General features: G+C 73.1%; 22 protein-coding genes. 8 read left to right on the plus strand and 14 right to left on the minus strand.

Features of this window, described 5'->3' with window-relative positions:
- Positions 1–160 precede the first annotated feature (160 nt).
- Both ADL22_RS08220 and ADL22_RS08225 read left to right on the plus strand, forming a co-directional pair.
- A complete protein-coding gene (locus ADL22_RS08220; protein ID WP_066975247.1) occupies positions 161–925 on the plus strand; it encodes an HAD family hydrolase in 765 nt (254 codons plus the stop codon).
- The gene (locus tag ADL22_RS08225; protein WP_066975249.1) at positions 922–3,327 is read left to right on the plus strand and encodes a glycoside hydrolase family 65 protein; all 2,406 of its coding nucleotides are present in this window, start codon (positions 922–924) and stop codon (positions 3,325–3,327) included. Before ADL22_RS08220 ends, ADL22_RS08225 begins: the two co-directional genes overlap by 4 nt.
- A 15-nt stretch (positions 3,328–3,342) precedes the next feature.
- Here the strand turns inward: ADL22_RS08225 and ADL22_RS08230 are convergent, their stop codons facing one another.
- Positions 3,343–4,824 (minus strand): APC family permease, encoded by a 1,482-nt coding sequence (locus ADL22_RS08230; RefSeq protein WP_066975251.1) that lies wholly within the window; start codon positions 4,822–4,824, stop codon positions 3,343–3,345.
- Between the two features lie 127 nt (positions 4,825–4,951).
- A complete protein-coding gene (locus tag ADL22_RS08235; protein WP_066975253.1) occupies positions 4,952–5,578 on the minus strand; it encodes a YigZ family protein in 627 nt (208 codons plus the stop codon).
- Positions 5,579–5,817: 239 nt separating this feature from the next.
- On the opposite strand from ADL22_RS08235, the gene ADL22_RS08240 reads away from it, so the two are divergent.
- The 3 genes from ADL22_RS08240 (at position 5,818) to ADL22_RS08250 (ending at position 7,990) form a co-directional block, all read left to right on the plus strand.
- The gene (locus ADL22_RS08240) at positions 5,818–6,636 is read left to right on the plus strand and encodes a type VII secretion system-associated protein (protein WP_066975255.1); all 819 of its coding nucleotides are present in this window, start codon (positions 5,818–5,820) and stop codon (positions 6,634–6,636) included.
- A gap of 280 nt (positions 6,637–6,916) precedes the next feature.
- Positions 6,917–7,324, plus strand: coding sequence for a CoA-binding protein (locus ADL22_RS08245; RefSeq protein ID WP_066975257.1), 408 nt, complete (start codon positions 6,917–6,919; stop codon positions 7,322–7,324).
- 93 nt (positions 7,325–7,417) lie between these two features.
- Positions 7,418–7,990, plus strand: coding sequence for a GNAT family N-acetyltransferase (locus tag ADL22_RS08250; protein WP_066975259.1), 573 nt, complete (start codon positions 7,418–7,420; stop codon positions 7,988–7,990).
- 83 nt (positions 7,991–8,073) lie between these two features.
- Here the strand turns inward: ADL22_RS08250 and ADL22_RS08255 are convergent, their stop codons facing one another.
- Positions 8,074–8,634, minus strand: coding sequence for a YbaK/EbsC family protein (locus ADL22_RS08255; protein ID WP_066975261.1), 561 nt, complete (start codon positions 8,632–8,634; stop codon positions 8,074–8,076).
- 147 nt (positions 8,635–8,781) lie between these two features.
- Positions 8,782–9,531 (minus strand): acyltransferase, encoded by a 750-nt coding sequence (locus ADL22_RS36625; RefSeq protein WP_066975264.1) that lies wholly within the window; start codon positions 9,529–9,531, stop codon positions 8,782–8,784.
- A gap of 144 nt (positions 9,532–9,675) precedes the next feature.
- On the opposite strand from ADL22_RS36625, the gene ADL22_RS08265 reads away from it, so the two are divergent.
- Positions 9,676–10,242 (plus strand): gamma carbonic anhydrase family protein, encoded by a 567-nt coding sequence (locus tag ADL22_RS08265; protein WP_066975266.1) that lies wholly within the window; start codon positions 9,676–9,678, stop codon positions 10,240–10,242.
- Positions 10,243–10,418: 176 nt separating this feature from the next.
- On the opposite strand, the gene ADL22_RS08270 is transcribed toward ADL22_RS08265, so the two are convergent.
- From ADL22_RS08270 to ADL22_RS08305, 8 genes are all read right to left on the minus strand, one after another.
- The gene (locus ADL22_RS08270) at positions 10,419–11,183 is read right to left on the minus strand and encodes an enoyl-CoA hydratase/isomerase family protein (protein ID WP_066975268.1); all 765 of its coding nucleotides are present in this window, start codon (positions 11,181–11,183) and stop codon (positions 10,419–10,421) included.
- 49 nt (positions 11,184–11,232) lie between these two features.
- Complete coding sequence (locus ADL22_RS08275) at positions 11,233–12,372, minus strand: cytochrome P450 (protein ID WP_234430591.1); 1,140 nt, start codon at positions 12,370–12,372, stop codon at positions 11,233–11,235.
- A 222-nt stretch (positions 12,373–12,594) separates the two neighbouring features.
- Complete coding sequence (locus ADL22_RS08280) at positions 12,595–13,956, minus strand: cytochrome P450 (RefSeq protein WP_066975272.1); 1,362 nt, start codon at positions 13,954–13,956, stop codon at positions 12,595–12,597.
- Between the two features lie 10 nt (positions 13,957–13,966).
- Positions 13,967–14,557, minus strand: a complete 591-nt coding sequence (locus ADL22_RS08285; protein WP_026248117.1) for a GTP-binding protein — start codon at positions 14,555–14,557, stop codon at positions 13,967–13,969.
- Positions 14,532–14,912 (minus strand): DUF742 domain-containing protein, encoded by a 381-nt coding sequence (locus tag ADL22_RS08290; RefSeq protein WP_066975274.1) that lies wholly within the window; start codon positions 14,910–14,912, stop codon positions 14,532–14,534. Before ADL22_RS08290 ends, ADL22_RS08285 begins: the two co-directional genes overlap by 26 nt.
- A complete protein-coding gene (locus ADL22_RS08295) occupies positions 14,909–15,322 on the minus strand; it encodes a roadblock/LC7 domain-containing protein (protein WP_066975276.1) in 414 nt (137 codons plus the stop codon). The genes ADL22_RS08290 and ADL22_RS08295 overlap by 4 nt, the downstream gene beginning before the upstream one ends.
- Positions 15,319–16,530 (minus strand): sensor histidine kinase, encoded by a 1,212-nt coding sequence (locus tag ADL22_RS08300; RefSeq protein ID WP_066975278.1) that lies wholly within the window; start codon positions 16,528–16,530, stop codon positions 15,319–15,321. The genes ADL22_RS08295 and ADL22_RS08300 overlap by 4 nt, the downstream gene beginning before the upstream one ends.
- A gap of 545 nt (positions 16,531–17,075) precedes the next feature.
- Entirely contained in the window at positions 17,076–18,089 is a 1,014-nt protein-coding gene (locus ADL22_RS08305; RefSeq protein WP_066975280.1) for an alpha/beta hydrolase, read from the minus strand.
- A gap of 317 nt (positions 18,090–18,406) precedes the next feature.
- Here ADL22_RS08305 and ADL22_RS08310 point away from each other — a divergent pair, with 317 nt between their 5' ends.
- Entirely contained in the window at positions 18,407–20,332 is a 1,926-nt protein-coding gene (locus tag ADL22_RS08310; protein ID WP_066975282.1) for an ATP-binding protein, read from the plus strand.
- Between the two features lie 233 nt (positions 20,333–20,565).
- Positions 20,566–20,775, plus strand: a complete 210-nt coding sequence (locus tag ADL22_RS08315) for a hypothetical protein (protein WP_066975302.1) — start codon at positions 20,566–20,568, stop codon at positions 20,773–20,775.
- A gap of 193 nt (positions 20,776–20,968) precedes the next feature.
- On the opposite strand, the gene ADL22_RS08320 is transcribed toward ADL22_RS08315, so the two are convergent.
- A complete protein-coding gene (locus ADL22_RS08320; protein ID WP_066975284.1) occupies positions 20,969–21,649 on the minus strand; it encodes a DedA family protein in 681 nt (226 codons plus the stop codon).
- 276 nt (positions 21,650–21,925) lie between these two features.
- Complete coding sequence (locus ADL22_RS08325; RefSeq protein ID WP_066975286.1) at positions 21,926–22,414, minus strand: DUF4442 domain-containing protein; 489 nt, start codon at positions 22,412–22,414, stop codon at positions 21,926–21,928.
- Positions 22,415–22,749 lie beyond the last annotated feature (335 nt).

Here is a 22,749-nt window from a genome sequence, read left to right on the forward strand (position 1 = left end):
CGCACCCGGTACCGGGCGCGCGCCCAGGCCGCCCGGCTTCCACCCGCCCGGCGCGCCCGCCCGGTGGCAGGAGCGGCCCCCGTCCGGATGTCGTGGTGCCATGGAAGGACGAGTCCGCTGGAGGACTGGAGGAGCCGATCTGCCGAAGGGATATCCGGTCATGTCCGCCGCATCGCCGCCGGCCGCGGGTCCGTGCCGGGTGCGGGCCGTGGTCTTCGACACCGACGGTGTGCTCATCGACTCCGCGGGGCTGCACGCGGCCGCCTGGCAGGAGGCGTTCGACGCGTGTCTGGCGGCGGTGGGCGGGCAGCGGCCGTTCGACCCGGTGGACGACTACCTGCGGTTCGTCGACGGCCGGTCCCGGATGGACGGCGCGGCCGCGTTCCTGGCCTCCCGGGGGCTGCGGCTGCCACCGGGCGGGCCGGGTGACCCGCCGGGTACCGGGACGGTCGCGGCGGTCGCGGCCCGTAAGGACGAGGCGTTCACCGCGCGGCTCCGGGAGCGCGGCGCGCCGGCCTGGCCGGGCAGTGTGCGGCTGCTGCGGGCGCTGGGCGCGGCGGGTGTGCGGTGCGCGGCGGTCTCCGCGTCCCGGCACGCCACCGAGCTGCTGTCGGGGGCGGGGCTGCTGCCGCTCCTGGAGGTGGTGGTGGACGGGAAGGAGGCGGCGCGGCTGGGGCTGCCGGGCAAACCGGATCCGGCGCTCTTCACGGAGGCGGCGCGGCGGCTGGGCGTCCCGCCGCGGGACGCCGCGGTGGTGGAGGACGCGGCGGCCGGGGTGGAGGCGGGCCGCCGCGGCGGCTTCGGGCTGGTCGTCGGCGTGGCCCGGGGCGGCGGCCCGGAGCACGCCGCCGAACTCCGCCGCCGGGGCGCCGATGTGGTGGTCGGCGATCCCGGCGACCTGCCGGCGCCCGGGGCGGCCCGATGACGGCGCGCGCCTGGACCTGGACGTACGAGGGGTACGACCCGGAGGCCGAGCGGCTGCGGGAGGCGCTGTGCACACTCGGCAACGGCCGTTTCGCCACCCGCGGCGCCGCCCCGGAGACCCGCTGCGGCCCTGCGCACTATCCGGGCACGTACGCGGCCGGTGTCTACAACCGGCTGACCTCGACCGTCGCCGGCCGCCCGGTGGAGAACGAGGACCTGGTCAACCTCCCCGACTGGCTGCCGCTGCGCTACCGCATCCGCCCGGCTGGCGACCCCGCGCCCGGCCCGTGGCTGTTCCCCGACCACCCGCAGCTGACCGGCCACCGCCGGACCCTGGACCTGCGGCGCGCCACGCTGACCCGCTGGTCGTCCTACGAGGACGGCGCCGGGCGGCGGCTGACGGTGACCGAGCGGCGGCTGGTGCACATGGCGGAGCCGGACCTGGCCGTCCAGCGCACGGTGTTCACGGCCGAGGGCTGGTCCGGCGAGGTGGAGGTGGCGGCCGGCCTGGACGGCGACGTGCGCAACAGCGGCGTGGCCCGCTACCGGGAGCTGGACGGCGCCCACCTCACCGGGTGGGAGACCGGCTCCGGGGACGACGGGGTGATCTGGCTGCGCTGCCGCACCCGCACCTCCGGCACCGGTATCGCGCTGGCCGCCCGGACCCGTACCGCACCGCGCGGCGGGACCGCCCGCACCGACCTCACCGGGCGCCGGGCCTGGCGGGTGCTGACCGTCCCGCTCGCCCCCGGGGCCCCGGCGACCGTCGACAAGACGGTGGCGCTGCACACCTCCCTGGACCGGGCCCGCGCCGAGCCGCTGACCGCCGCCCTGGAGGCGGTCCGGCGGGCCCCGGCGGTGCCCCGGCTGCTGGCCTCGCACCACCGGGCCTGGCAGCACCTGTGGGGGCAGGTGCGGCTGGACGTCCCCGGGGACGCCGGGCGGATCCTGCGGCTGCACCTGTTCCACCTGCTGCAGACCGTCTCCCCGCACACCGCGCGGCTGGACGTCGGGGTGCCGGCCCGGGGGCTGCACGGCGAGGCGTACCGGGGGCACGTCTTCTGGGACGAGCTGTTCGTGCTGCCGTTTCTGAACCTGCACTTCCCGGAGGTGTCCCGGGCGCTGCTGTCGTACCGCCACCGGCGGCTGCCGGCCGCCCGGGAGGCCGCCCGCGAGGCCGGCCGGGCGGGGGCGATGTATCCGTGGCAGAGCGGCAGCGACGGGCGCGAGGAGACCCAGCGGGTGCACCTCAACCCGCGCTCGGGCCGCTGGGTGCCGGACCACTCCCGGCTCCAGCACCACGTCGGTTCGGCGATCGCGTACAACGTCTGGCAGTACTGGCAGGCCAGCGGCGACACCGGCTTCCTGCACACCAAGGGCGCGGAGATGCTGCTGGAGATCGCCCGCTTCTGGGCGTCGTCGGCCAACTGGGACCCGGCGCTGGCCCGCTACCGCATCCGCGGGGTGGTCGGCCCGGACGAGTACCACGACGCCTATCCGGGCGCCGGGCGGCCCGGCCTGGATGACAACGCCTACACCAACGTCACCGCCGCCTGGGCGCTGAGCCGGGCGCTGGAGCTGTGCCGGACGCTCCCGGAGGCCCGCCGCCGGCCGCTCTTCGAACGGCTGGACCTCTCGCACGACGAGCGCCAGTACTGGGACGACGTGGCGCACCGCCTGCACGTGCCCTACCACCGCGGGCTGATCAGCCAGTTCGCGGGCTACGGGGAGCTGGCCGAGCTGGACTGGGCCGGCTACCGCGCCCGTTACGGCGACATCCGGCGGCTGGACCGGATCCTGGAGTCCGAGGGCGACACCGTCAACCGCTACCAGGCGTCCAAACAGGCCGATGTGCTGATGCTCGGCTACCTCTTCTCGCCGTCCGAACTCGCCGGTGTCTTCGGGCAGTTGGGCTACCGGCTCGATGACGACGTATGGCGGGCGACGGTCGACCACTACCTGCGCCGCACCTGCCACGGTTCGACGCTGAGCGCCGTCGTGCACGCCTGGGTGCTGGCCCGGGTGCGGCGCGACGACGCCTGGACGTACGGCGAGGAGGCGCTCACCGGGGACATCGCGGACGTCCAAGGGGGCACCACGGCGGAGGGCATCCACCTGGGCGCGATGGCCGGCACGCTGGATTTCGTCCAGCGGGGGATGACCGGGCTGGAGACCCGGGACCGCGTGCTGTGGCTGGATCCGGCGCCGATCCCCCAGCTGTCGAAGTTCGGGGTGCGGTTCCGCTACCGCCGGCACCGGGGCATCGAACTGCGCATCCGGGCCGACCGGGTGCGGCTCACCGTCCCGGATTCCGAACACGCCGCGGTGCGCGCCCGGTTGCGCGGCCGGCCGTTCACCGTGGCACCGGGGACGGCGCGGGAGCTGGAGCTGCCGGAGGTGTGAGGGGGGCTCGTGCGCCTACCCCTCCCCCGTGACCGGCTCGGCGCCGTCCGGGACGGCCCCGCCCGGTTCCGTCCCGCGCTCCAGGTACGGCTCGCTGATCCGCTTCGGGCCGAACGGCCACTCGCGTTCGTGCCGGGCCCATACCAGGAACGCGGCCAGCCCGGCCGCCACCCAGGCCAGCGACCATTCGATGGGGTGCCGGCCGGGCGCGTTGCGGTCCGCGTAGCCGTAGATCACCAGCCAGCCGGCCAGCGCGACCAGGCTGGGCAGCGGGTAGAGCCACATCCGGTAGGGGCGGCGCAGCGCCGGCTGCCGGCGGCGCAGCACGGTGACCGCGGCCACCTGGGCCAGCGACTGAACGATCACCATCACCGTGGTCAGCAGCTGGATCACGGTCGTCAGATCGGTGTGCCGGCCCAGCAGGAAGCCGGCGGCCGTGGTGCCGCCCATGGTGAGCAGGCCCAGGACGGGGAAGCGGTGACGCGGGTGCAGCGTCCCGTAGGGGCGGAAGAAGACCCGGTCCCGGGCGGCGTCGCAGGGCACCCGGGAGCCGCCGAGCAGCCCGGTCAGGACGGAGGCGACGGCGGTGACCAGGATGAGGACGGTGACCGCGCCGGCGGCGGTCCGGCCCCAGGTGCGCTCCAGGACGGCGGAGGCGACCGAGGATCCCGCGGTGCTGTGCGGGTCGAGCATCTCCCGCCAGTCGACGACGCCCAGGGTGCCGATCTGGAGCAGCAGGTAGATCGCCATGATGCCCAGGATGGAGAGGAGGATGGCGCGCGGGAGGGTGCGGCCGGGGCGGCGGATCTCGGCGCCCATGTAGGCGGTGGTGTTGTAGCCGAGGTAGTCGTAGACGCCGATGGTGAGCCCGCCGGCGAATCCGGCCCAGAACTGAGCGGATGTCAGGTCCACCGCGTGCGCGGGGTAGGTGAAGGCCCGCTCGGGGCTGAAGTGGGTGAACGCCGCGACGATGACCAGCCCGACCGCGGCGATCATCACCGTCCACAGGACGACGGTGAGCCGGGCGATCCACTCCACCCGGCGCCACAGCAGCACCACGATGCCCACTGTCACCGCCAGCCCCACCGCGTCGCCCTGCCCCGGGCTCATCCCCGGCCACAGGTAACCCAGGTACTGCACGAAGCCGATGACACCGGTGGACATGCCCAGCGGGATGAACAGCATCGCCGTCCACACGAACAGAAACGGCATCAGCTTCCCGGTGCGGTACTGGAACGCCTGCCGCAGATAGACGTAGCTGCCGCCGGCCCCGGGGAGCGAGGCGCCCAGCTCCGCCCAGACCAGGCCGTCGGCGAGCGCCAGCACCGCGCCGGCCAGGAAGCCGATGACGGCCTGCGGTCCGCCGAACGCGGTCACCATCAGCGGGATGGTGACGAACGGGCCGATCCCGCACATCTGGCTCATGTTGATGGCGGTGGCCTGGAACAGTCCGATCCGGCGGACGAAGCCCACCCGTTCCCCGAGGAGGTCCGGCATGCCTCACGCCCCTTCCCCTGCCGGCGCGTACGCCGGTCGCGGCCCGTTCCGCCGCCCCAGGCTGGCACGTCCCGGTCCGCCGCGCACCGGTGCGGCCCCGAACCCGTCCGGCGAGCCGCTCGGCCCGCTACACCTCCGCGTACGCCTCCCCGCCCAGCTCCAGCCGCGCGGTGCCGGCCGTGGTGTCCGCCAGCCAGGCGCGGAACGCCGGGAGCTCCGCCTCCGGGAGCGCGACCTCGATGCGCACCTCGGCCCCGTAGGACACCTCGCGGACCGCGCGCCCGGTGGTGCGCAGGTCGTTCTCCAGGCGGCCCGCGCGCTGGTGGTCCACGGTGACCGCCGCCAGCCGGAACCGCTGCCGGGTCACCGTCCCGATCGCGTCCAGCGCCTCGCCCACCACGCCCCCGTAGGCCCGGATCAGCCCGCCCGCGCCCAGTTTGACGCCGCCGAAGTAGCGGGTGACCACGGCGACGGTGTAGCGCACCTCGCGCCGCACCAGCATCTGGAGCATCGGCACCCCGGCCGTACCGCCGGGCTCCCCGTCGTCGCTGGCCTTCTGGACGGCGCCATCGGCCCCGAGGACGTACGCGAAGCAGTGGTGCCGGGCGGTCGGGTGCTCCTTGCGGACCCGCGCGATGACGGCCTGGGCCTCCGCCTCCGTCGCGGCCGGCGCCAGCGCGCACAGGAAGCGGGACTTGCTGATCTCGATCTCGTGGACGCCCGCACGGGCCACGGTCCGGTACTGCTCCTGCATCCGACCAGCCTAAGCGGCGCGCGGCGGGGGCCGGCCGGGGCGTCCGGGGGCCGCGCCGCGCTGCGGCATCCGCCGTACGGGCGCAGGGCGCACCGCCGGGCGGCGTACCCGGGGCGTCCGCACGGTGCGTCGGGGAGACGTCCGGGGCGCCCGTGGGCACTGTGGCGGGAGGCGGGACCCGGCGTCCCCGGACGGTCCGGCGCCCCGCGGAACGGAACGGCGGCTCGGCGGAGGACGGGATGGACGACAGCACACAGGCGGCGATGACGGCCGGCGTTCCGGTGACCGGCGAGGAGATGCCGGTGCCGCCCCCCGAGGTCGTCGAGGCGGCCCGCGAGGCACCGGATCACTGGCTGGCCATGGTGGACCTGACCTGGTCGGGCGAGGGCGCGCCACCGCTGTGGGCGGTGATCGGGCAGTGGCGCTCCGGCCCGGACGGCGCGATCGAGGAGTGGCGGGACAACCCGGAGTACCGGCCGTCGCCGCAGATGCTGGACTGGGCGGACCCCACCGACCCGGTGGACCGCGCGGTGCAGCTCGCCGCCACCGGGTACGGCCCGGAGCGGGCGGTGTGGGAGGAGCTGGCGCGGGCGGAGGTGTCCGTCCTGGTGACCGCCGGCGGGGCGCCGCTGTCCGCGGCCTCCCCCGAGGGCGCTCCGGTCGTACCCGTCTACACGGCGGCGGCCCAGCTGGAACCGGTGGGCCGGCTGCTCTACGACCGGCGGCCGGTGGCCGGCCTGCTGGGGCAGCTGCCACCGGGCCACGCCCTCTACGTCAACCCGGCCGGGGCGGTGAGCATGGTCGTGGAGCCGGCGCGGCTGCAGGCGGCGCTCAGCGCGGCGGGCGGTACGACGGGCGGTACGTCGGGCGGCGCCGGGGCCGGGAGCGGGGCCGGGGACCGCGGCCGCGAGCCGGCCGCCGCGGCGGCGGCGCTGCGGCCGGGCACCGGCGCGGGCGCCCCGGAACCGGTGGCCGCCGGCCGGGCCATCGGCAAACCGGCCCGCTCCGCGGCCACCACCCGCGTCCCCGCCGCCGGCGCGCCCCGCGCCACCGGCTGACCGCCGCCCGCTGCGGCCTGCGGCAGGCGACGAAGCCGCCGCCCTTGAACCGCCCCGGTGCGTTCCGCGGCAGGCGACGAAGCCGCCGCCCTTGAACCGCCCCGCCCGTCTTCCCCTTCGGGCGGGGCGTTCCCCTGCCGTCTCCCGGTGCGGCGTCGGCGGCGCCACCACCGCCGCACCGGGGCCGTCACCGTCCGTGAGAATTTCCTCGTCGGGGCGGGAATCTTCGGGCCCGCGCGGCCGTTGGCTCAGTCAGAAACGACCAGCGCAGGAGGCAGTGGTGTACGGCGACCCCAAGACGATCCGCACGATCCTCACCGAACTCGGCGACACCTGGGCCGTGGTGGGACTGTCGAACAACGACCGGCGTCCCGCGTACGGCGTCGCCAAGGTGCTCCAGGAGTACGGCAAGCGGATCGTGCCGGTGCACCCCAAGGCCGAGACGGTGCACGGCGAGCCGGGCTACGCGTCGCTGGAGGAGATCCCCTTCCCCGTCGACGTGGTCGATGTGTTCGTCCGCAGCGAGCTGGCCGGGGCGGTCGCCGACGACGCGGTGGCGGCCGGTGCCAAGGCCGTCTGGTTCCAGCTCGGGGTCGTCGACGAGCACGCCTGGGACCGCGTACGCGACGCCGGGCTGGAGATGGTGATGGACCGCTGCCCGGCGATCGAGATACCCCGGCTCGGCTGAGCCCGGCGGCGGGCCAGTGGACAGGGGGACCGTACGGCCGCACGTTCCGGACCGGCCGCGAGGACCGGCGGAGGTCTGCCCTAGCATCCCGCCATGACCACGCCACGTGCCGCCCGTCCCGAGGATGCCGCAGAGTTGGTCCGGCTGCGCCGGCTGATGTTCCTGGCCATGAACGGGCGGGCCGAGCCCGGCCGCTGGGAGCGGAACGCCGAGGCGGTGGCCCGCCGTCAGCTGGCGGGACCGGACGCCCCGCTGACCGCCTTCGTGGTGGACGGCGAGGCGGACGGGCCCGGCGCGGACGGGCCGCATCTCGCGGCGTGCGCGCTCGGCCGGATCGACGAGCGGCTGCCGTCCCCGGTCAACCCCACGGGCCGGGTCGGCTTCGTCTTCAACGTCTGCACCGATCCCCGCTATCGGGGCCGGGGTTACGCCCGGGCCGCGACGCAGGCGCTGGTGGCGTGGTTCGCGCGGCAGGGCGTCGGCCGGATCGATCTGCACGCCACGGACGCGGCCGAAGGGCTCTACCGCAGCCTCGGCTTCACCGAGCACGCCATCCCGCTGTCGCTGAAGCTGGGCCCGCGCCCGGACGGCGCGGACGCAGCAATGGGCGCGGCCCCGGCAACCGACGCGCACGCGGCGAGCGGAGCGGACGCGGCGGCCGGCTGAGCAACGGACCGAGCGCAGACCCCTCCGGCAGGCGGGAAACGGCCCCGCCCGCCGGGAGCGCCTCCGTCAGCCGGGAACGCCCGTCAGGCGTGAACGCCCAGCCCTTCCAGGACGGTCGCGCCGGGCAGGCCGGCCAGCGCCTTGCCGGGGACGATCAGCTTGCCGCGGCGGCTGCCGCTGCCGATCAGCAGGTACGGGGCGTCGGCGACCGCGGCGTCGACCAGCAGCGGCCAGGCGGCGGGCAGGCCGATCGGGGTGATGCCGCCGTACTCCATACCGCTGTCGCCGACCGCGGTGTCCATCGGCGCGAACGACGCCTTGCGCGCGCCCAGATGGCGGCGGACGACGCCGTTGACGTCGACGCGGGTGGTGGACAGGACCACGCAGGCGGCCAGATGGGTCTCACCGGCGCGCTTGCCGGCCACCACCACGCAGTTCGCCGACTGCTCCAGCAGCCAGGGACCGTAGTGGCCGACGAGGAGTTCGGTGTCCGCGATGGCCGGGTCGGTGTCGACGTAGCGGATCTCGTCCACGGGCACGGGGCCGCGCCAGTCGCGGAGGGCGGCGGCCACCGGGCCGGGCAGCAGGTCCAGGCACGCGGTGGCGGGCCGGACGTCGTCGAAGGCATCCATCGGCACGGGCATACCCGCAACTTAGCAGCCGTCCCGGGGCCCGCGGACCGGATCAATGATCATCGCCATGGACGCCCGGCCGCCCGGCGCCCCGGCCGCGTGCGGGCCACCGCGCCGCGAACCGCCGTACCCGGACGGCCGCTTCCGGCCGCCCCTCAACTACCCGTCCGCCTCCGCCTTCTCCCACTCCCCCAGCGCCAGCAGCTGCTCCGGGGTGACGCCGTCCGGGATCGGCACCGGCGCGGGCGTCCGCAGCGGCGGCTGCCAGCCCGCGTCCGGCTCCCAGCGGCGGACGACGCGGGCGGGCGCCCCGGCCACCACCGCGTGGTCGGGCACCTCGCCCCGCACCACCGACCCGGCCGCCACCACCACGTTCCGCCCCAGCCGCGCGCCGGGGAGGATGACCGCCCCGGTGCCGACCCAGCCGCCCGGCCCGATGGCGACCGGATCGGTGCGCGGCCACTGCTTCCCGACCGGCGTCCGCGGGTCGTCGTAACTGTGGTTGGTGGTGGTCACATAGACCCCGGGCCCGAAGAAGCAGTCGTCCCCTATCGTCAGCCGGACGTCGGCGATGACATGGCTGCCGCGGCCCAGCACCACCCCGTTGCCCAGCGTCAGGATCGGGTCCGGGCCGAGGTCCAGATCGGGCATCATGCCCGCGGTCAGCGTCACGTCCTGGCCGATGATGCAGTGGTCGCCCAGCTCGATCCACGGGTCGCCGAAGACCGTGCCCTGCGGGAACGCCAGCCGGGTGCCGTGGCCGATCCGGCGGAAGCGGTACGGGCCCGGGCGCTCGGCGGTGACGGCCGCGCTCTCCCGCACCCAGCGCGCCCCGCGGTGGACGGCGCGGGACACCGCCCGGCGCCGCCAGGCCGTCAGGGATGAGAACACGTTCTGGTTTATCGGCACCCGGACACCGTACTCAGCCCGCCCGGCACCCGGCCGCGCGCCGGCCTGTGATCTTCGCCCCACCCCCGCCCGGCCCCGCCGTCCCCGGCCCGGGTCGTCTACGGTGCTGCTGGCGCGGCACGAGACCGGCGAGGAGAAGCGCAGATGACAGCACGGCCAGTGATTTCCGCGGTGGGCGAGGACCGGCCCCGGATCGACCCCGGGGCGTACACCGCTCCGACCTCCGTCGTCGTCGGCGACGTGACCCTGGCCGCCGGCGCGAGCGTCTGGTACCACGCGGTGCTGCGCGGTGACTGCGGCCCGATCGCCCTGGGCGCGGACAGCAACATCCAGGACAACTGCACGGTGCACGTGGACCCGGGCTTCCCGGTGACGGTCGGCGAGCGGGTCTCGGTCGGCCACAACGCCGTACTGCACGGCTGCACGGTGGAGGACGACGTCCTGGTCGGCATGGGTGCCACGGTCCTCAACGGCGCGCACATCGGGGCGGGTTCGCTGATCGCGGCGCAGGCGCTGGTGCCGCAGGGGATGCGGGTGCCGCCGGGCTCCCTGGTCGCCGGCGTCCCGGCCCGGGTCAAGCGCGAACTGACCCCGGAGGAGCGGGAGTCCATCAAGCTGAACGCGGCGATGTATCGGGAACTGGCCGCCCGCCACCGGACGTCGGTCCCGGACGGCACGGACGGTGCGGACACCGCGGACACCGCGGACTGATCACGCGGCGGCATCGCGGGCCCGGCGGCGCGGGCCCGATGGCGCGGGGCACGGTGGTGCGGCCTGGTCAGGGCCGCACCGGCGGTTCCGCGTCCCCCGTTACGCAAGGGATCGTCCCCTGTTGCGTACGGGACCGATCCCCGTTACGCCCGGGATCGTCCCCGTTCCGTACGGGTTCAGCCCCGCCGGGCGTAGCGGTCCACGCTGAGCGCCGACGACAGCAGCTCCGCGTCGAAGAGCGAGGCGTCCGCGAGCCGGTTGGCGCCGCCGTACGCGTTGATCATCAGCTTCGCGGTGCGCAGCGCCGACGGCGACCGCCGGACCAGCGGCTTGGTCCACCGCGCGATCACCGCGTCCAGCTCGTCCTCGGGGACGGCCTTGTGGAGGAGGGACAGCTCCCGCGCGGTCGCGGCGTCGAAGGTGTCGGCGGTCAGGATCAGTTCGCGGACCTTGGCGGCGCCGATCTCGTGCAGCAGGCGGGGCATGATGCCGCCCCAGGCGGGCGGTACGCCGAGGCCGAGCTCCGGCAGCCGGAAGCGGCAGGTGTCGGCGCCGGCCCGCAGATCGCAGAAGAGCGCCAGGCCCACCCCGGCCCCGATCACGCCGCCGTGCAGCCGGGCGATGGTCACCACGTCGGTGGTGGCGAGCGCGTCGCACACCCGGCGGGCCTTGTTGCCCAGGGCGCGCAGCGCCAGCCCGCGCGGATCCTCGTCGAGCAGGGCGGGGAATTCGGCGCGGTCGCCGCCCAGGCAGAAGTCGTCGCCGGCGCCGGAGAGGACCAGTACCCGTATGCCGGTCTCGTCGTCCAGTGCCCCGAGGACGGTGAGGAGGTCGTCCAGGACGGGGCCGGAGATCGCGTTGCCGGTCTCGGGGACGTTGAGCTGTACGCGCAGGACGGGGCCGTCCTGGGCGACGAGCAGGGTCTTGAAGTCGTGCGTCATGGTGTTCCTTGGGTCGTAGAGCCGGTGTGCCGGGGGGACGGGGCTCCCGTCAGGCACGGGCGACGGGGAGTTCGCCGAGCCGCCGGAAGGCCACCCGCGGCGCCCAGACGGGCGGGCCGGCGACCCGCAGCCGCTGGCCGGGCAGCCGCCGCAGCAGCGAGGTGAGGACGCAGGTCGCTTCCATCCGGGCGAGCGCGTTGCCGAGGCAGTAGTGGATACCGCCGCCGAAGCTGAGGTGCGGGGCCTTGCGGCGGATGTCGAAGACCTCGGGGTCGGTGTACTGCGCCGGGTCGTGGTGCGCGGCTCCCACCATGAGCTGCACCATCTCGCCCTTGCGGACGGGGACGCCGGCGAGGTCGGTGTCCTCCGGGGCGATCCGGCTGATCATGTGGATCGGGGCGTCGTAGCGCAGGGTCTCGTCGAGCGCGCCGGGGATGTGCTCGGGGTGCAGGCGCAGCCAGTCCAGCTGGCGGGGGTGCTCCAGGAGGAGCCAGACCATGGTGGTCAGCAGGTGCGAGGTGGTTTCCAGGGCCGCCAGGACCATGAACATCGCCAGGGCGTGGACGGCCTCGTCGGCGGCGTCCCGGTCGGCCTCGAAGCCGTCCCACATCGCCAGCCAGCCGGACACCGGGTCGTCCCCCGGCGATTTTCGGCGTTCCCGTATCAGATCGGTGAAGTACGAACGCAAACGGGCGGTGGCCGCGTCGGATATGTCGAGCTGGCTCGGCGAGGGGAACAATTCCTGGGTGTGGACCTGGTCGTGGGTGAGAGTGCGGAGCAGCGGGAAATCCGCCGGAGGCAGTCCGAGCCATTCACCGATGGTGATGACGGGGAGTTCGTCGCCGACCAGGGCGCAGAAGTCCGCCGTACCGTCGTGGAGTCTTTCGGTGAAGGTGTCGAGCAGCCGCTCGGTATTCCGCTCTATGGAATGCCGCATTTCTTCCAGCGCGGTGCGGTCGAAGACGTTGCCCAGCGGCCGCCGCACCTGGGTGTGGTGGGGCGGGTTGAGCATCGGCATCGTGGCGCCCATCTGGCGTGATGCCGGCCGGTGCCAGCGGGCCGCGTCGGGCTGGGCGGCCCGCCAGGCGCTGTCCGGCACCCGCCAGTCCCGGCTGCGCAGCACCTGGTGGCAGAGCTGGTAGGACGTCGCGAGATGTCCGCCCCAGGGTGCCGGGACGACTTCTCCCATTGCACGGAGTTTCGTGTAGAACGGCAATGGATTGGACTGGCCTCGGGTCGAGCGCAGTCGGGAGAAAAGTGCGACGACGCTGCGCCGGTCGACAGGTGCGGCAGCCAGGGCGGGCTCCACGGGCGACTCCTTTTCCAGAAGATCACACAGTAATCGCCAGCGCTGCATACCCCTCCGTGGGAACGTTCATGCGAGCAAATTGCGTCTACGCTGTCGCAAAGATCACACCTTCCACCAATTAAGGAATCCGCTCCACCAGCCGCCCCGCCTCCGCTTGCCCTCGTCGGGGCCGGGCGCGGCCTCGGCCGCCTGCTGCGGCGGGAGCGGGCCGGCCGACCGCCGTTCGGTACGGACCGGGGTGAACCGGGCGGGGAGCGCGTTGAGCGCCCGGTGGAACGGTCCCGGCCGCCAGGTCAGGGAATCCGCCGGCACCCCCAGCTCGATGTCGGGCAGGGTGTTGAGCAGCTTCTCGATCGCCCGTACCGAGATCAGCAGCGCCGGGTCCTTGGCCGGGCAGGCGTGCGGTCCGGCGCCCCAGGCGAGGTGGGCGCGCTTGCTGAACGTCTGCCGGCTGGCGGACAGGCTCGGATCGGCGTTGGCCGCGGCGAAACTGATCAGCACCGGGGAGCCCGCCGGCAGGGTGCACCCGTGGACGTCCACATCCCGGACGGGGTAGTGGGTGGCGTAGTTGGCGATCGGCGGGCTGTTCCACAGCACCTCGTTGATCGCGTCCTCGACCAGGACGCCGGCACCGTGCTGCCCGCCGGCGATGTGCTCCTCGGAGAGCAGCAGCCGCAGCGCGCTGGCGATGACGTTCTGCACCGGTTCCGTACCGGCGCCTATGAGGAGCGCGAGCTGATGGACCATCTCCTCGTCGGTCAGCCCGGCCGGATGCTGCATCATCCAGGTCGTCATGTCGTCACCGGGCTGCCGCCGCTTGAGCGCGACCAGTTCGAACAGCGCGCCGGCCATCTCCTCGTTGGCCCGCTCCACGTCGATGCCGTCGAACAGGCTGGAGATGGCGACGATCAGCCGGTCGCCGAGCTCCGGGGGGCAGCCGAACAGGTCGTTGAACACCAGCAGCGGCAGGACCTGCGCGAAGTCGCTGATCAGGTCGGCCTTGCCGCGGATGCTGAACTGGTCGATGAGGTACGCGGCGACGCGGTCGACGTGCCGGCTGACCCGGTGCATGTCGACCTTGGCCAGGCTGTCGGTGACGACCTGGCGGAGCCGCAGATGCGTCGCCCCGTCCGAGAACATGGTGTTCGGGCGGTACATCATCATCGGCAGCACCGGGCTGTCCAGCGGCACCCGGCCCTCGTTGAGCGCCCGCCAACGGCGCGGATCGCGCGCGAACGTGTCCGGATTCTGCAGGATCTGCAGCGCGGTGGCGTAGTCCGTGACGAGCTCCGCCTCGACGCCGGGGGCGAGTTCGACCGGTGCGGTCGGGCCGTACTTCCGCAGCCGCTCGTAGACGGCGTGCGGGGCGGTGGCGAATTCCGGGCCGTGCAGGGACTCACGGTTGCCATCGGCATGTGCCGGGCAACCTGGCGGCGGAGTCTGGAATTCCGAAGAGGATTGCATGGATCAACTCCTAGTTGAGGCGGGACTGGAGATAGCGGACCAGAGTGATCAGGGAATCCGCCGAGGACTTCTGGTCGCGTGCGTCGCAATTGACGACCGGGGTCTCCGGGAGCAGATCGAGCGCCTCCCGGATCTCGTCGAGCGAGTGCTCCGGGGTCCCGTCGAAGCGGTTCACGGCGATCGCGTAGGGGATGCCGTAGTGCTCCACGAGGTCCATGACCGGGAAGGACTCCTCCAGGCGCTGCGGGTCGACCAGGATCAGCGCCCCGAGCGCCCCGCGCGTCATGTCCTCCCACACCTGAACGAAGCGCTGCTGCCCGGGAGTTCCGAAGAGATAGAGCACCAGCCGCTCGCTGAGGGTGAGCCGGCCGAAGTCCATGGCGACCGTGGTGGTGGTCTTCCCCGGTACCGCCCGGAGGTCGTCAATTCCCGCGCTCGCCTGCGTCATTACCTCTTCGGTACGCAGCGGGGGAATTTCCGACATCGTTCCGATGAACGTGGTCTTGCCGACGGCGAAGTGCCCGACGACCAGGATCTTCGCCGCGGTCTGCACGGAATTCCGCAGGTACACGCCGTCATCCAAAGCGAGCCTGGAGCCCATTCAGCACCTCCTCGAGGATTTGCCGGTCGACATGCTGAGCGCTGGGGATGGGCGCGCGCACATAAAGATGGCCCTCCTCCGTGAGATCGAACACCAGAATTTTGACGACGCCCACCGGCAGACCGGTGTGCCCGGCTATCTCGGCGATCGACAGAAAGCCTCCGGAGCACAGTTCCAGCAGACGGAGCTTCTCCGGGTCGAGCGGCATGGTCCGGGGCGGGTCCTGAGCGACGGTGACCAGTGTCAGCAGCGAGAAAGCGCTGTCCTCGACAAGGTCCCGGCCGTTGGTGATGACGTACGGCCGTACTAATTCCGCTGCCTCGTGTACCAGCTCCGGCTCGTCATCGGTCGTCATGGTTGGACATCGGCCCTCTCACGCGGTGGACTGGTCAGCGCCTTGCCGAGCTGCCCGACCAGCTGCTGCATACGGAAGGTGATCTCCGCCATGTCGACATCGGGCGAGGCCGACACCGCGAGATAGGCGCCCTCCCCGGCCGAGATCAGGAATACCCAGCCGTGGTCGAATTCCACCAGCGTCTGCCGCCACTGCGGGCGCATCTGGGGTCCGGTCGCATTGCAGAAATCGGCGACGGTGCGGCTCAGCGACTGCATTCCGCTCATCGCGGCGGCGACGGTATCGGCATGGTCCCGGCCGACTTCCTTCGAGCGGGCCATGAGCAGCCCGTCGGCGGAGACGAGAATGGCATGCTGCGCTTCAGGCAATTCCAGAGCACTGTCAAGCATCCACGACAGATCGTAGTTCACGGAACCTCATGCCCTTCACTGCTTGCTTGGGTGGAACGACGGCCCGATTGCGTACCGCGCTGGAAAGCGCCCATGACGGACGCGGTCCGGGCGCTGTCCCGAGCCGGGGTGGTGGGGGTGGGCTCGGCCGCCGGCGGCACGATCGATATCGCGCCGCGGCGGCGCCGCTTCGGCAGTCCGCCGGAGGTCGTCTCGGTCACCGCCGGACGGCCGGCGCCCGGTCCGCCGGCGGCCGGCGGAGCCGGCGCCCGGTGCCGCCCCGCGGTCTCACTCCCCTGCTGACCAGGAGGGTTCTCGGGCGGCAGCGGGGTGGAAGCAGCCACGGCGGGACCCTCCTCGGGCTGGTGCAGGGACGTGAGCAGCTCGTCGGGGAGCAGGACGACCGCGCGCACACCGCCGTACGGCGAGGTGGAGTCGACCGACACCGTGAAGCCGTAGCGGGCGGCGAGCACACCGATGACGGTGAATCCGAACTGGGGCGGGTTGCCGAGGCTGGAGACACTGGCCGAATTGCCGCCGGAAAGCAGCTCGGCGGCCCGCGCCTTCTCCTCCTCGTTCATGCCGACACCGGCGTCGTCGACGATGATGCAGACGCCCTTGGGCACCGATCGGATATTGATCTCGATGACCGTGTCCGGTGCGGAATAGCTGGTGGCGTTGTCCAGGAGTTCCGCCAGGACCAGCGCGACCGGTTCGACGGCACGGCTCACGATGGCGAAATTACTCTGCGATCGGATCTCGACGCGAGTGAAGTGGCGGATACGGCCCTTGGCGCTGCGGACCACATCGTAGAGCGACGCGTCGTGCCGGCGCCGGCCGAGCCAGCCGTCGCAGAGCACGGCGATGGACTGGGCCCGCCGCGCGAACTGCGAGTTCATATGGTCGATATCGAGCAGATCTTGCAGGATTTTGTGCTCGCCGTACGCCTCCTGGAGTTTGGAGATCGCCAGCTGCTGCTCGCTCGCCAGACCCTGAAGGGTGCGCATGGCGGTCTTCAGAGTGTTCTTGGTGGCCTCTTCGGCGCGGTCCTTGGCCTCCTCCACGGCCTCCGCGTAGTGCTCTTCGAGCGTGGCGTAGTGCTGTTTCAGCTCAAGCTTTTCTTTTCTCAGCTCCGAGATTTTTTTCCGGCTGCGAACGATCGCGGTAGCGGCGACAGGTGTACCAGCGACCAAAGCCCACAGCGCTGGATCCTGGAAGTATTGCGTCATAGGTCTCTCTTCGGACGACGAAGCCACCAGGTGCCGTATGCCCGGCTGCCGTACGGATGTTCACGCGCGGCCCCAGGCAATAGACGAACGGCCGCGCACGGTCGCCTGCCAGAAAGCCTCATAAGGCCCGGATAATGGCATAGCTCTCCCCGGGGTGGCGTTTTTCTCAGGTCAATGCGCGGAATTCCTTTTTGCCATAGCAGGTGACTACCCGGTTGGCAAGTGCGATGATCTTAGCATCACGCCATCGACGGAAGTCCAACAGCGATCTGTAACGTTCTGGCACCTGACGGAGATTCAACACGCTCCCCCTTTGGGCCCATTGGCCCCTGGCACCGCCCCGGGGCGCAACCCTCCCGGCCGCTTCCTGACGACCCGCTGACGCCCCGCCCACCCGGTAGCGAACGCAATGTGAACGGAGCGCCGGCGCCGGCGCCGACCGGACGGCTTCCACGCAGGTCAGCGGTACGAGCCGGCGGCGTCCGCGACCCCGCGCACCCGCACCGGCCCGTACCGCCGTACGCCAAGCCGACCTTGACGCGGCGTCAGACCGTCGGCGCCGCCACCGGCCCCTGCATCTGCTCGCTGATCCAGTGCAGCGAATCGGCCATCTTCTTGATGTAGGTGTGCCCGCTGTGCACACCGTCCGGTATCTCGAAGAGCGTGGAGTGGACCGGTCCGCGGGCCCCGCCGGTCCAGCCGCTGATGAACCGCTTCACATCGGGCACCGCGTCCTCCTTGCTGCCGAGCTCGAAGGCCAGATAGACCTGCGGCCCGCCGCGCGCGGCCAGCTGCCGCGCCAGATGCCGCGGGTCGTTGGCCAGCTTCTCGGCCGGGTGCCCGTTCCACAGCGGCGAATCGGGCGCGGTGTCCGGCCCGTTGACGATCGCCGCCTTGAACCGCCGCGGCTCCTTGAGCACCGCCTTCAGCGCCGCGAACCCGCCCGAGGAGGACCCCATGAACGCCCAGCCGTCCCGCGTCGCGTACGTACGGAAGTTGGCCCGGGCGAAGTCCGGCACGTCCCGCGTCAGCCAGCTGCCCATCTTCGGCTGCCCGGGGATGTCGCTGCCGTCGTAGTACGTCTTGCGCGGGTTGAGCACCGGCATGACCAGGATGAACGGCAGTGTCTTGCCCTCCTTCGACCACTCCGCGAGCCGCTCCTCCAGTGCGAACGGCGCGTCCGCCCAGTAGTTGGACGGGTACCCCCAGGCGCCGGGCAGCGCGATCAGCACCGGGAAGCCGCTGTGCGCGTACCGGGGCTGGTCGTACTGCGGCGGCACCCAGGCCCAGATGTCGCCGGTGTAGCCGGACGCGCGGCCGTGCCACCGGGTGCGCACCACCCGGGTCCCGTCGTCGCCGGTCGTGCGGTACGTGGTGAACTCCGAACGCGGGCCCTGCGGCGGCACCGTGCGCGGCCGGCCGTTGAGGGCGTCGGCGGCCCGCGCGCTCAGCCGCGGCACGTCCGAGGCGTCGACGGCGTCCTGCCCCGGTCCGCCGCAACCGGCCAGCAGCCCCAGGGCCACCACACTCACCGCAGCTCGGACGCGCAGGGACTTCATCGGGACGTTCTCCTCAAGGCACTTGGGGCCGGCCGGGGCACCACGCTTCCGCCGCGAAGCCGGTCGAAAGGCACCACGATAGGAGCGGCCGTTCCGCGGCCCGACGCCGCCCCGCCCTTCGTGACCTGGGGTTTATCTTTCTGTTTCCACACCAGGACGAACGGCTTCGGCACCAGGGCGAACGCCCGCGTCAAGCGGCCCGCACACGTTTCCCCCTAACGGTGAACGCCCTCGCCTGTGTACCCGGCGGTCGGTTCTGGCATCGTGGGTCGCTCGTAGGCAAGTGCGCGGCGCTGTGCCGCGGTGGGGGATGACCGATGACCGCGTGGGCCGATCACGGGCCGCTGCCCGGCGTAGTGGGGCGGGCGGCCGAGCACGAGCTGGTGGCCGGACTGCTGGACCGGGCCGCGCCGGTCACGCTCACCGGGCCGGCCGGGGTGGGCAAGAGCCTGCTGGCCCGCGCCGTCCTGGAGGAGCGCCGTCCCGGCCCGGACGCCGTCCTCCGGATCCCCTGCTGGGACGGGCTGACCGCGGCGGAGCCGGCCGGCGCGCTGCGCGCCGCCGCCGGCCTGCCGCCCGAGACGCCGCTCACCGCCCTCGCCGCACACTGCCGCGCCCGCCGCCTGGTCATTCTGCTCGACGACTGCGACCCCCTCCTGGAGCCGTGCGCGCAGCTGGTCCGGCGGCTGCTGCGGGCCGAGCCGGCCCTGCGGATCGTGGCGACCGCCCGCCGCCCCCTCGGCCTGGCCACGGAACGGGTCGTCCGGCTCGCCCCGCTGGCGGTGACGCTCGGCGAGGGCGTCGCGGGACCGGCCGTCGAACTCCTCGCGGCGCGCACCGGACCCGCCGCCCCGGAACTCCTCGTCGCGGTCTGCCGGGCGCTGGAGGGCTGCCCGCTCGCCATCGGGCTGGCCGCCCACCAGCTGGACCGGATGCCGCTGGCCGCACTCGCCGCCCATCTGGACGCGGAGGGCCCGCTGCACTGCACCGGCCCCTCCCGCACCGCCCGCCACACCTCACTCCACGCCGCGCACGCCGCCGGCTACGCCCTCTGCTCCCCGCTCGACCGCCGGGTCTGGGCCCGCCTGTCGGTCCTGCCCGGCGACTTCGACCCGTGGCTGGCGGAGTGCGTCTGCGCCAGCAGTGACGTTCCTGCAGCCGCCGTCGGCGCCGCCCTGGAACGCCTCCGCACCGCCTCCGTCCTCGAACGCGTACGGGACCCCGCACCCGGCCCCGGTCCCGAACTGCCGCCCCGCTACCGGCTTCCGCGCGCCGCCCGGGACTTCGGCCGTGCGCGGCTGCGCGAGGCCGGCGACGAGGCGGGCGCGCTGCGCCGCTTCCGGCAGGCGTGCGCGGCCCTCGCCGCCGAGGCGCAGATCACCTGGCAGGGCGCCGGCCAGCAGCTCGCGGTCCGGCTCGTCGAGGACGAACAGCACCATCTGGACGCGGCGCTCACCCGGCCCCCCTTGGACGCCGATGACGCGCAGAGCGCCCTGGAGATCGCGGTGTCGCTGTGGTTCCAGTGGGCGGCCTGCGGCTACCGGCGCGAGGGCCGCGCCCACCTGGACCGGCTGCTGCCGCGCTCCCCCGAGGACACCGCCGTACGCGCCCGCGCCCTGTGGCTGGCCGGCTACCTCGCCGCCCAGGAGAACGCCCCCGCCGCCGCGGAACCCCTCCTCGACCGGGCATGGGCGTCCGCCGTGATGCACGCGGACGCCGACGGCCTGGCCCGTATCGCGCACGCCCACGCGGTCCTCGCCCTCTACCGCGAGGACGCCACGGCCGCCGTCACCTGCCTGGAGGAGGCCGTCCGGCACTCCTCCCGCGACCCGTGGTTCGGCCCGGGTCCCGCGCACAGCTGGGCGCTGCTCGCCATCGCCCTGGCCCCGCTCGACGCCGCCCGCGCCCGGGCCGCGGCCCGCCGCGCCTGGGATTCCCGCCACTCCGACGGCGACTTCTGGCTGCATTCGACGATCCTCTACGCCCGCGCCCTCATCGAACGCGCCCACGGCGACCCGGCCGCCGCCCTCCGCGCCTGCCGCACGGCCCTGGTCGCCAAGAAGCTGATCGGCGACCCGCTCTTCATCGCGGGCGCCCGCACCATGCTGGCCGGCCTGCGCCGCGGCGTCCGCACCGGCGCCCCGTCCGCCGTACCCGGCGCCGCCGAAACCCGCTGGTGGCACCGGCCGAGGTCCGGTGGCGGCCATCGGGGGTTCTTCTCGCGGGCGCGGATGGGGCGTTGAGGGGTGGGGGTGGGGCGTTGAGGTGATGGGGCTGGCTGGACCGCCGGTCGGTGAGGGCGGCGGGGCCTCGGGGCGGCGGGGGCTGGTAGGGGCCGTGGGCCGGACACGAGGGTCTCAGGTCCGCAGGGCCCCCGGGTCGGCCCCTTCGGCACCTCGGGTCCTTCGGCACTACCAGTGACGCGACACTCGCACTCCGGATGCGGACCGCCCCCTTCCGGCGCATCCTGGAACGCATGAAGCGTGCCCCCGTCATCGTGCACCCGCCGTCCACCGGCGGCCGCCGCGTCACGCTCCACGGCCATGACCTGGGCCGCGCGCTGCGCCCCGGCGACGTGGCCGCGATCCTCCGCCGGGCCGGTTTCACCACCTCCCGCTTCGTCTGGGACGACAGCGGCGTCATCGAGTGGCGCGCCGGCGGCCCGGACACGTGGTTGATGCCGTAGGGGCGAACGGGCCCGGGCGGGAGCCGCCGGGAGCGGCGGACGCGGACCGGGCGGGCGGACGGCTGCCGAACGCGACCTGGCCGGCGGTCCCCGCACAGCCGAAAGGCCGGCCGACATCGCCGTCGGCCGGCCTTCTCCAGCGAATCGCCGGTGGTTCGCCTGTGACGCCCGGCTGGTTCGGCCGGGCCGGTCATCAGTCCTTCGTGAGCGTCGCGGCGACCGGGGACCCGGCCTCCGCGTCCGCGTCCGCCTGAGCCGCCTCGCGCGCCGCGGCGGCCTTCTTCGCCCGGTTCTTCATGACCAGGAACGACCCGATGCCGAAGAGCACCGCGGCGACCAGGCCCAGCCACGAGAAGCGCTTGAGCCAGGACTCGGCGACCACTCCGAGGGTGTAGATCAGCGCGGTCGTACCGCCGGCCCAGATGATCCCGCCGAGGACGTTGGCGATCAGGAACTTCCAGTACGGCATCTTCAGCACACCGGCGAGCGGACCGGCGAAGATCCGCAGCAGCGCGATGAACCGGCCGAAGAAGACCGCCCACATCCCCCACTTGTCGAACTTCGCCTCGGCCATGGCCACATGATCGGGACCGAAGTGCTTGGGGAACTTCCGGCCGGCCCAGGCCAGCAGCGGCCTACCGCCCTTGCGTCCGATCAGGTAGCCGATGGAGTCGCCGATGATCGCGCCGGCGGAGGCGCAGGCGCCGAGCACGTAGGGGTTGATGTGATCCTGCGTCGCGGCCAGGATCGACGCGCTGACCAGCACGATCTCACCGGGGAGCGGAATGCCGAGGCTCTCCAGTCCGATGACCAACCCCACGAGGAGGTAAACGCTCACGGCGGGTACCGTCGCCAGCCATTCCTGGATGTGCAAGGCCGCTTCCTCCGCTGATGTAAGGCCCCCGTGGGCCGCTGCCCGGTGCCGCACGCACCGATCGGTCGTTCCCTGGCGCGCCATAGCGGCACGCCCGGGAAGCGTACTCGATCGGGCGCCACGGACCGCGATTCCCCTACGCGGGCAGGCACATCTGCGTCCTCTACGTCACGCACCATCTCGCGACGCCGCGCCTCAGCCGGTTTCCCCTCACCGGCCCCCTCTCACCAGCTCCGCACCCACCCGCGGACGCCGATCAGCCCCGTATTCCCACGCCTACTCGGCTTTCCCCTTGCCCCCGCCCTTGGCGTCGTTCGGGCGCAGCGTCCACACGATCGTCATCTCACCCGTGACCGCGCCGTCGCTGTCGCGCGTGATCTTGACGTTCACCGGGAACTCCGGGCGCTCGCCGGCGTCCAGCTCGGCGATCACGTCGGATATCGGGCGGCCCAGCTCGGCGATGGCGGTGACCCCGCCCATGGCGAGCTTCTTGTAGCCGATCTCCGCGCCCACCGCCAGCGGGACCGCGCGACCGAGCTGATCGCCGAAGGCGGTCATCACGATCGCACCGCTCGCCGACTCCGCGAGCGTGAACATCGCGCCGGCGTGCGGGCCGCCGACGTGGTTGTGGAAGTCGGGCTGGTCGGGCATGCGGACCACGGCGCGCTCGGCCGTGGTCTCGGTGAACTCGAGGTTCAGCGTGCGGACCATCGGCACGGATGCCGCCATCATTTCGCCGATCGACGGCAGGGTCTCGGAGGTCATGCCCTCATGTTACCTAGCAGTAGCTTAGCTGTGAAGGCCCGCGCTGCTCCTTCCGCGACCGCCCGCGAAACCGGCCCCCTCCGATGAAGATCCGCCCCGAAGCCACGTAGTGCCGGCACCGCCGACACCACCTGCACAGACTCCCGCCATCAACCACCACCCCCACCCGCCACCCCCAACTGCCCGCCGAAAACTCGGTGTTGCCGCCCCTCCCCTCCTCCTATCGTGAACCCTCATGACGCGACGGGGGCCCACGCACCAACGACACCGAACCCGACCCCGGACCCGGCCACACGCCTCCCCACACCACCCCGCCCCCACCCCCGGCCCCGGCC

The organism is Streptomyces sp. NRRL F-4489 (assembly GCF_001509485.1).
Classification (GTDB): domain Bacteria; phylum Actinomycetota; class Actinomycetes; order Streptomycetales; family Streptomycetaceae; genus Streptomyces.

Coding starts and splice junctions, on each gene's coding strand:
- ADL22_RS08285 (WP_026248117.1), bottom strand. CDS start 14,557: ATGGGCTCCAGGCTCGCTTTGGATGACGGCGTGTACCTGCGGAATTCC.
- ADL22_RS08300 (WP_066975278.1), bottom strand. CDS start 16,530: ATGACGCAATACTTCCAGGATCCAGCGCTGTGGGCTTTGGTCGCTGGT.
- ADL22_RS08250 (WP_066975259.1), top strand. CDS start 7,418: ATGACCACGCCACGTGCCGCCCGTCCCGAGGATGCCGCAGAGTTGGTC.
- ADL22_RS08230 (WP_066975251.1), bottom strand. CDS start 4,824: ATGCCGGACCTCCTCGGGGAACGGGTGGGCTTCGTCCGCCGGATCGGA.
- ADL22_RS08315 (WP_066975302.1), top strand. CDS start 20,566: ATGAAGCGTGCCCCCGTCATCGTGCACCCGCCGTCCACCGGCGGCCGC.
- ADL22_RS08225 (WP_066975249.1), top strand. CDS start 922: ATGACGGCGCGCGCCTGGACCTGGACGTACGAGGGGTACGACCCGGAG.
- ADL22_RS08235 (WP_066975253.1), bottom strand. CDS start 5,578: ATGCAGGAGCAGTACCGGACCGTGGCCCGTGCGGGCGTCCACGAGATC.
- ADL22_RS08280 (WP_066975272.1), bottom strand. CDS start 13,956: ATGCAATCCTCTTCGGAATTCCAGACTCCGCCGCCAGGTTGCCCGGCA.
- ADL22_RS08310 (WP_066975282.1), top strand. CDS start 18,407: ATGACCGCGTGGGCCGATCACGGGCCGCTGCCCGGCGTAGTGGGGCGG.
- ADL22_RS08270 (WP_066975268.1), bottom strand. CDS start 11,183: ATGACGCACGACTTCAAGACCCTGCTCGTCGCCCAGGACGGCCCCGTC.
- ADL22_RS08305 (WP_066975280.1), bottom strand. CDS start 18,089: ATGAAGTCCCTGCGCGTCCGAGCTGCGGTGAGTGTGGTGGCCCTGGGG.
- ADL22_RS08240 (WP_066975255.1), top strand. CDS start 5,818: ATGGACGACAGCACACAGGCGGCGATGACGGCCGGCGTTCCGGTGACC.
- ADL22_RS08290 (WP_066975274.1), bottom strand. CDS start 14,912: ATGACGACCGATGACGAGCCGGAGCTGGTACACGAGGCAGCGGAATTA.
- ADL22_RS08275 (WP_234430591.1), bottom strand. CDS start 12,372: ATGGGAGAAGTCGTCCCGGCACCCTGGGGCGGACATCTCGCGACGTCC.
- ADL22_RS08255 (WP_066975261.1), bottom strand. CDS start 8,634: ATGCCCGTGCCGATGGATGCCTTCGACGACGTCCGGCCCGCCACCGCG.
- ADL22_RS08325 (WP_066975286.1), bottom strand. CDS start 22,414: ATGACCTCCGAGACCCTGCCGTCGATCGGCGAAATGATGGCGGCATCC.
- ADL22_RS08220 (WP_066975247.1), top strand. CDS start 161: ATGTCCGCCGCATCGCCGCCGGCCGCGGGTCCGTGCCGGGTGCGGGCC.
- ADL22_RS08265 (WP_066975266.1), top strand. CDS start 9,676: ATGACAGCACGGCCAGTGATTTCCGCGGTGGGCGAGGACCGGCCCCGG.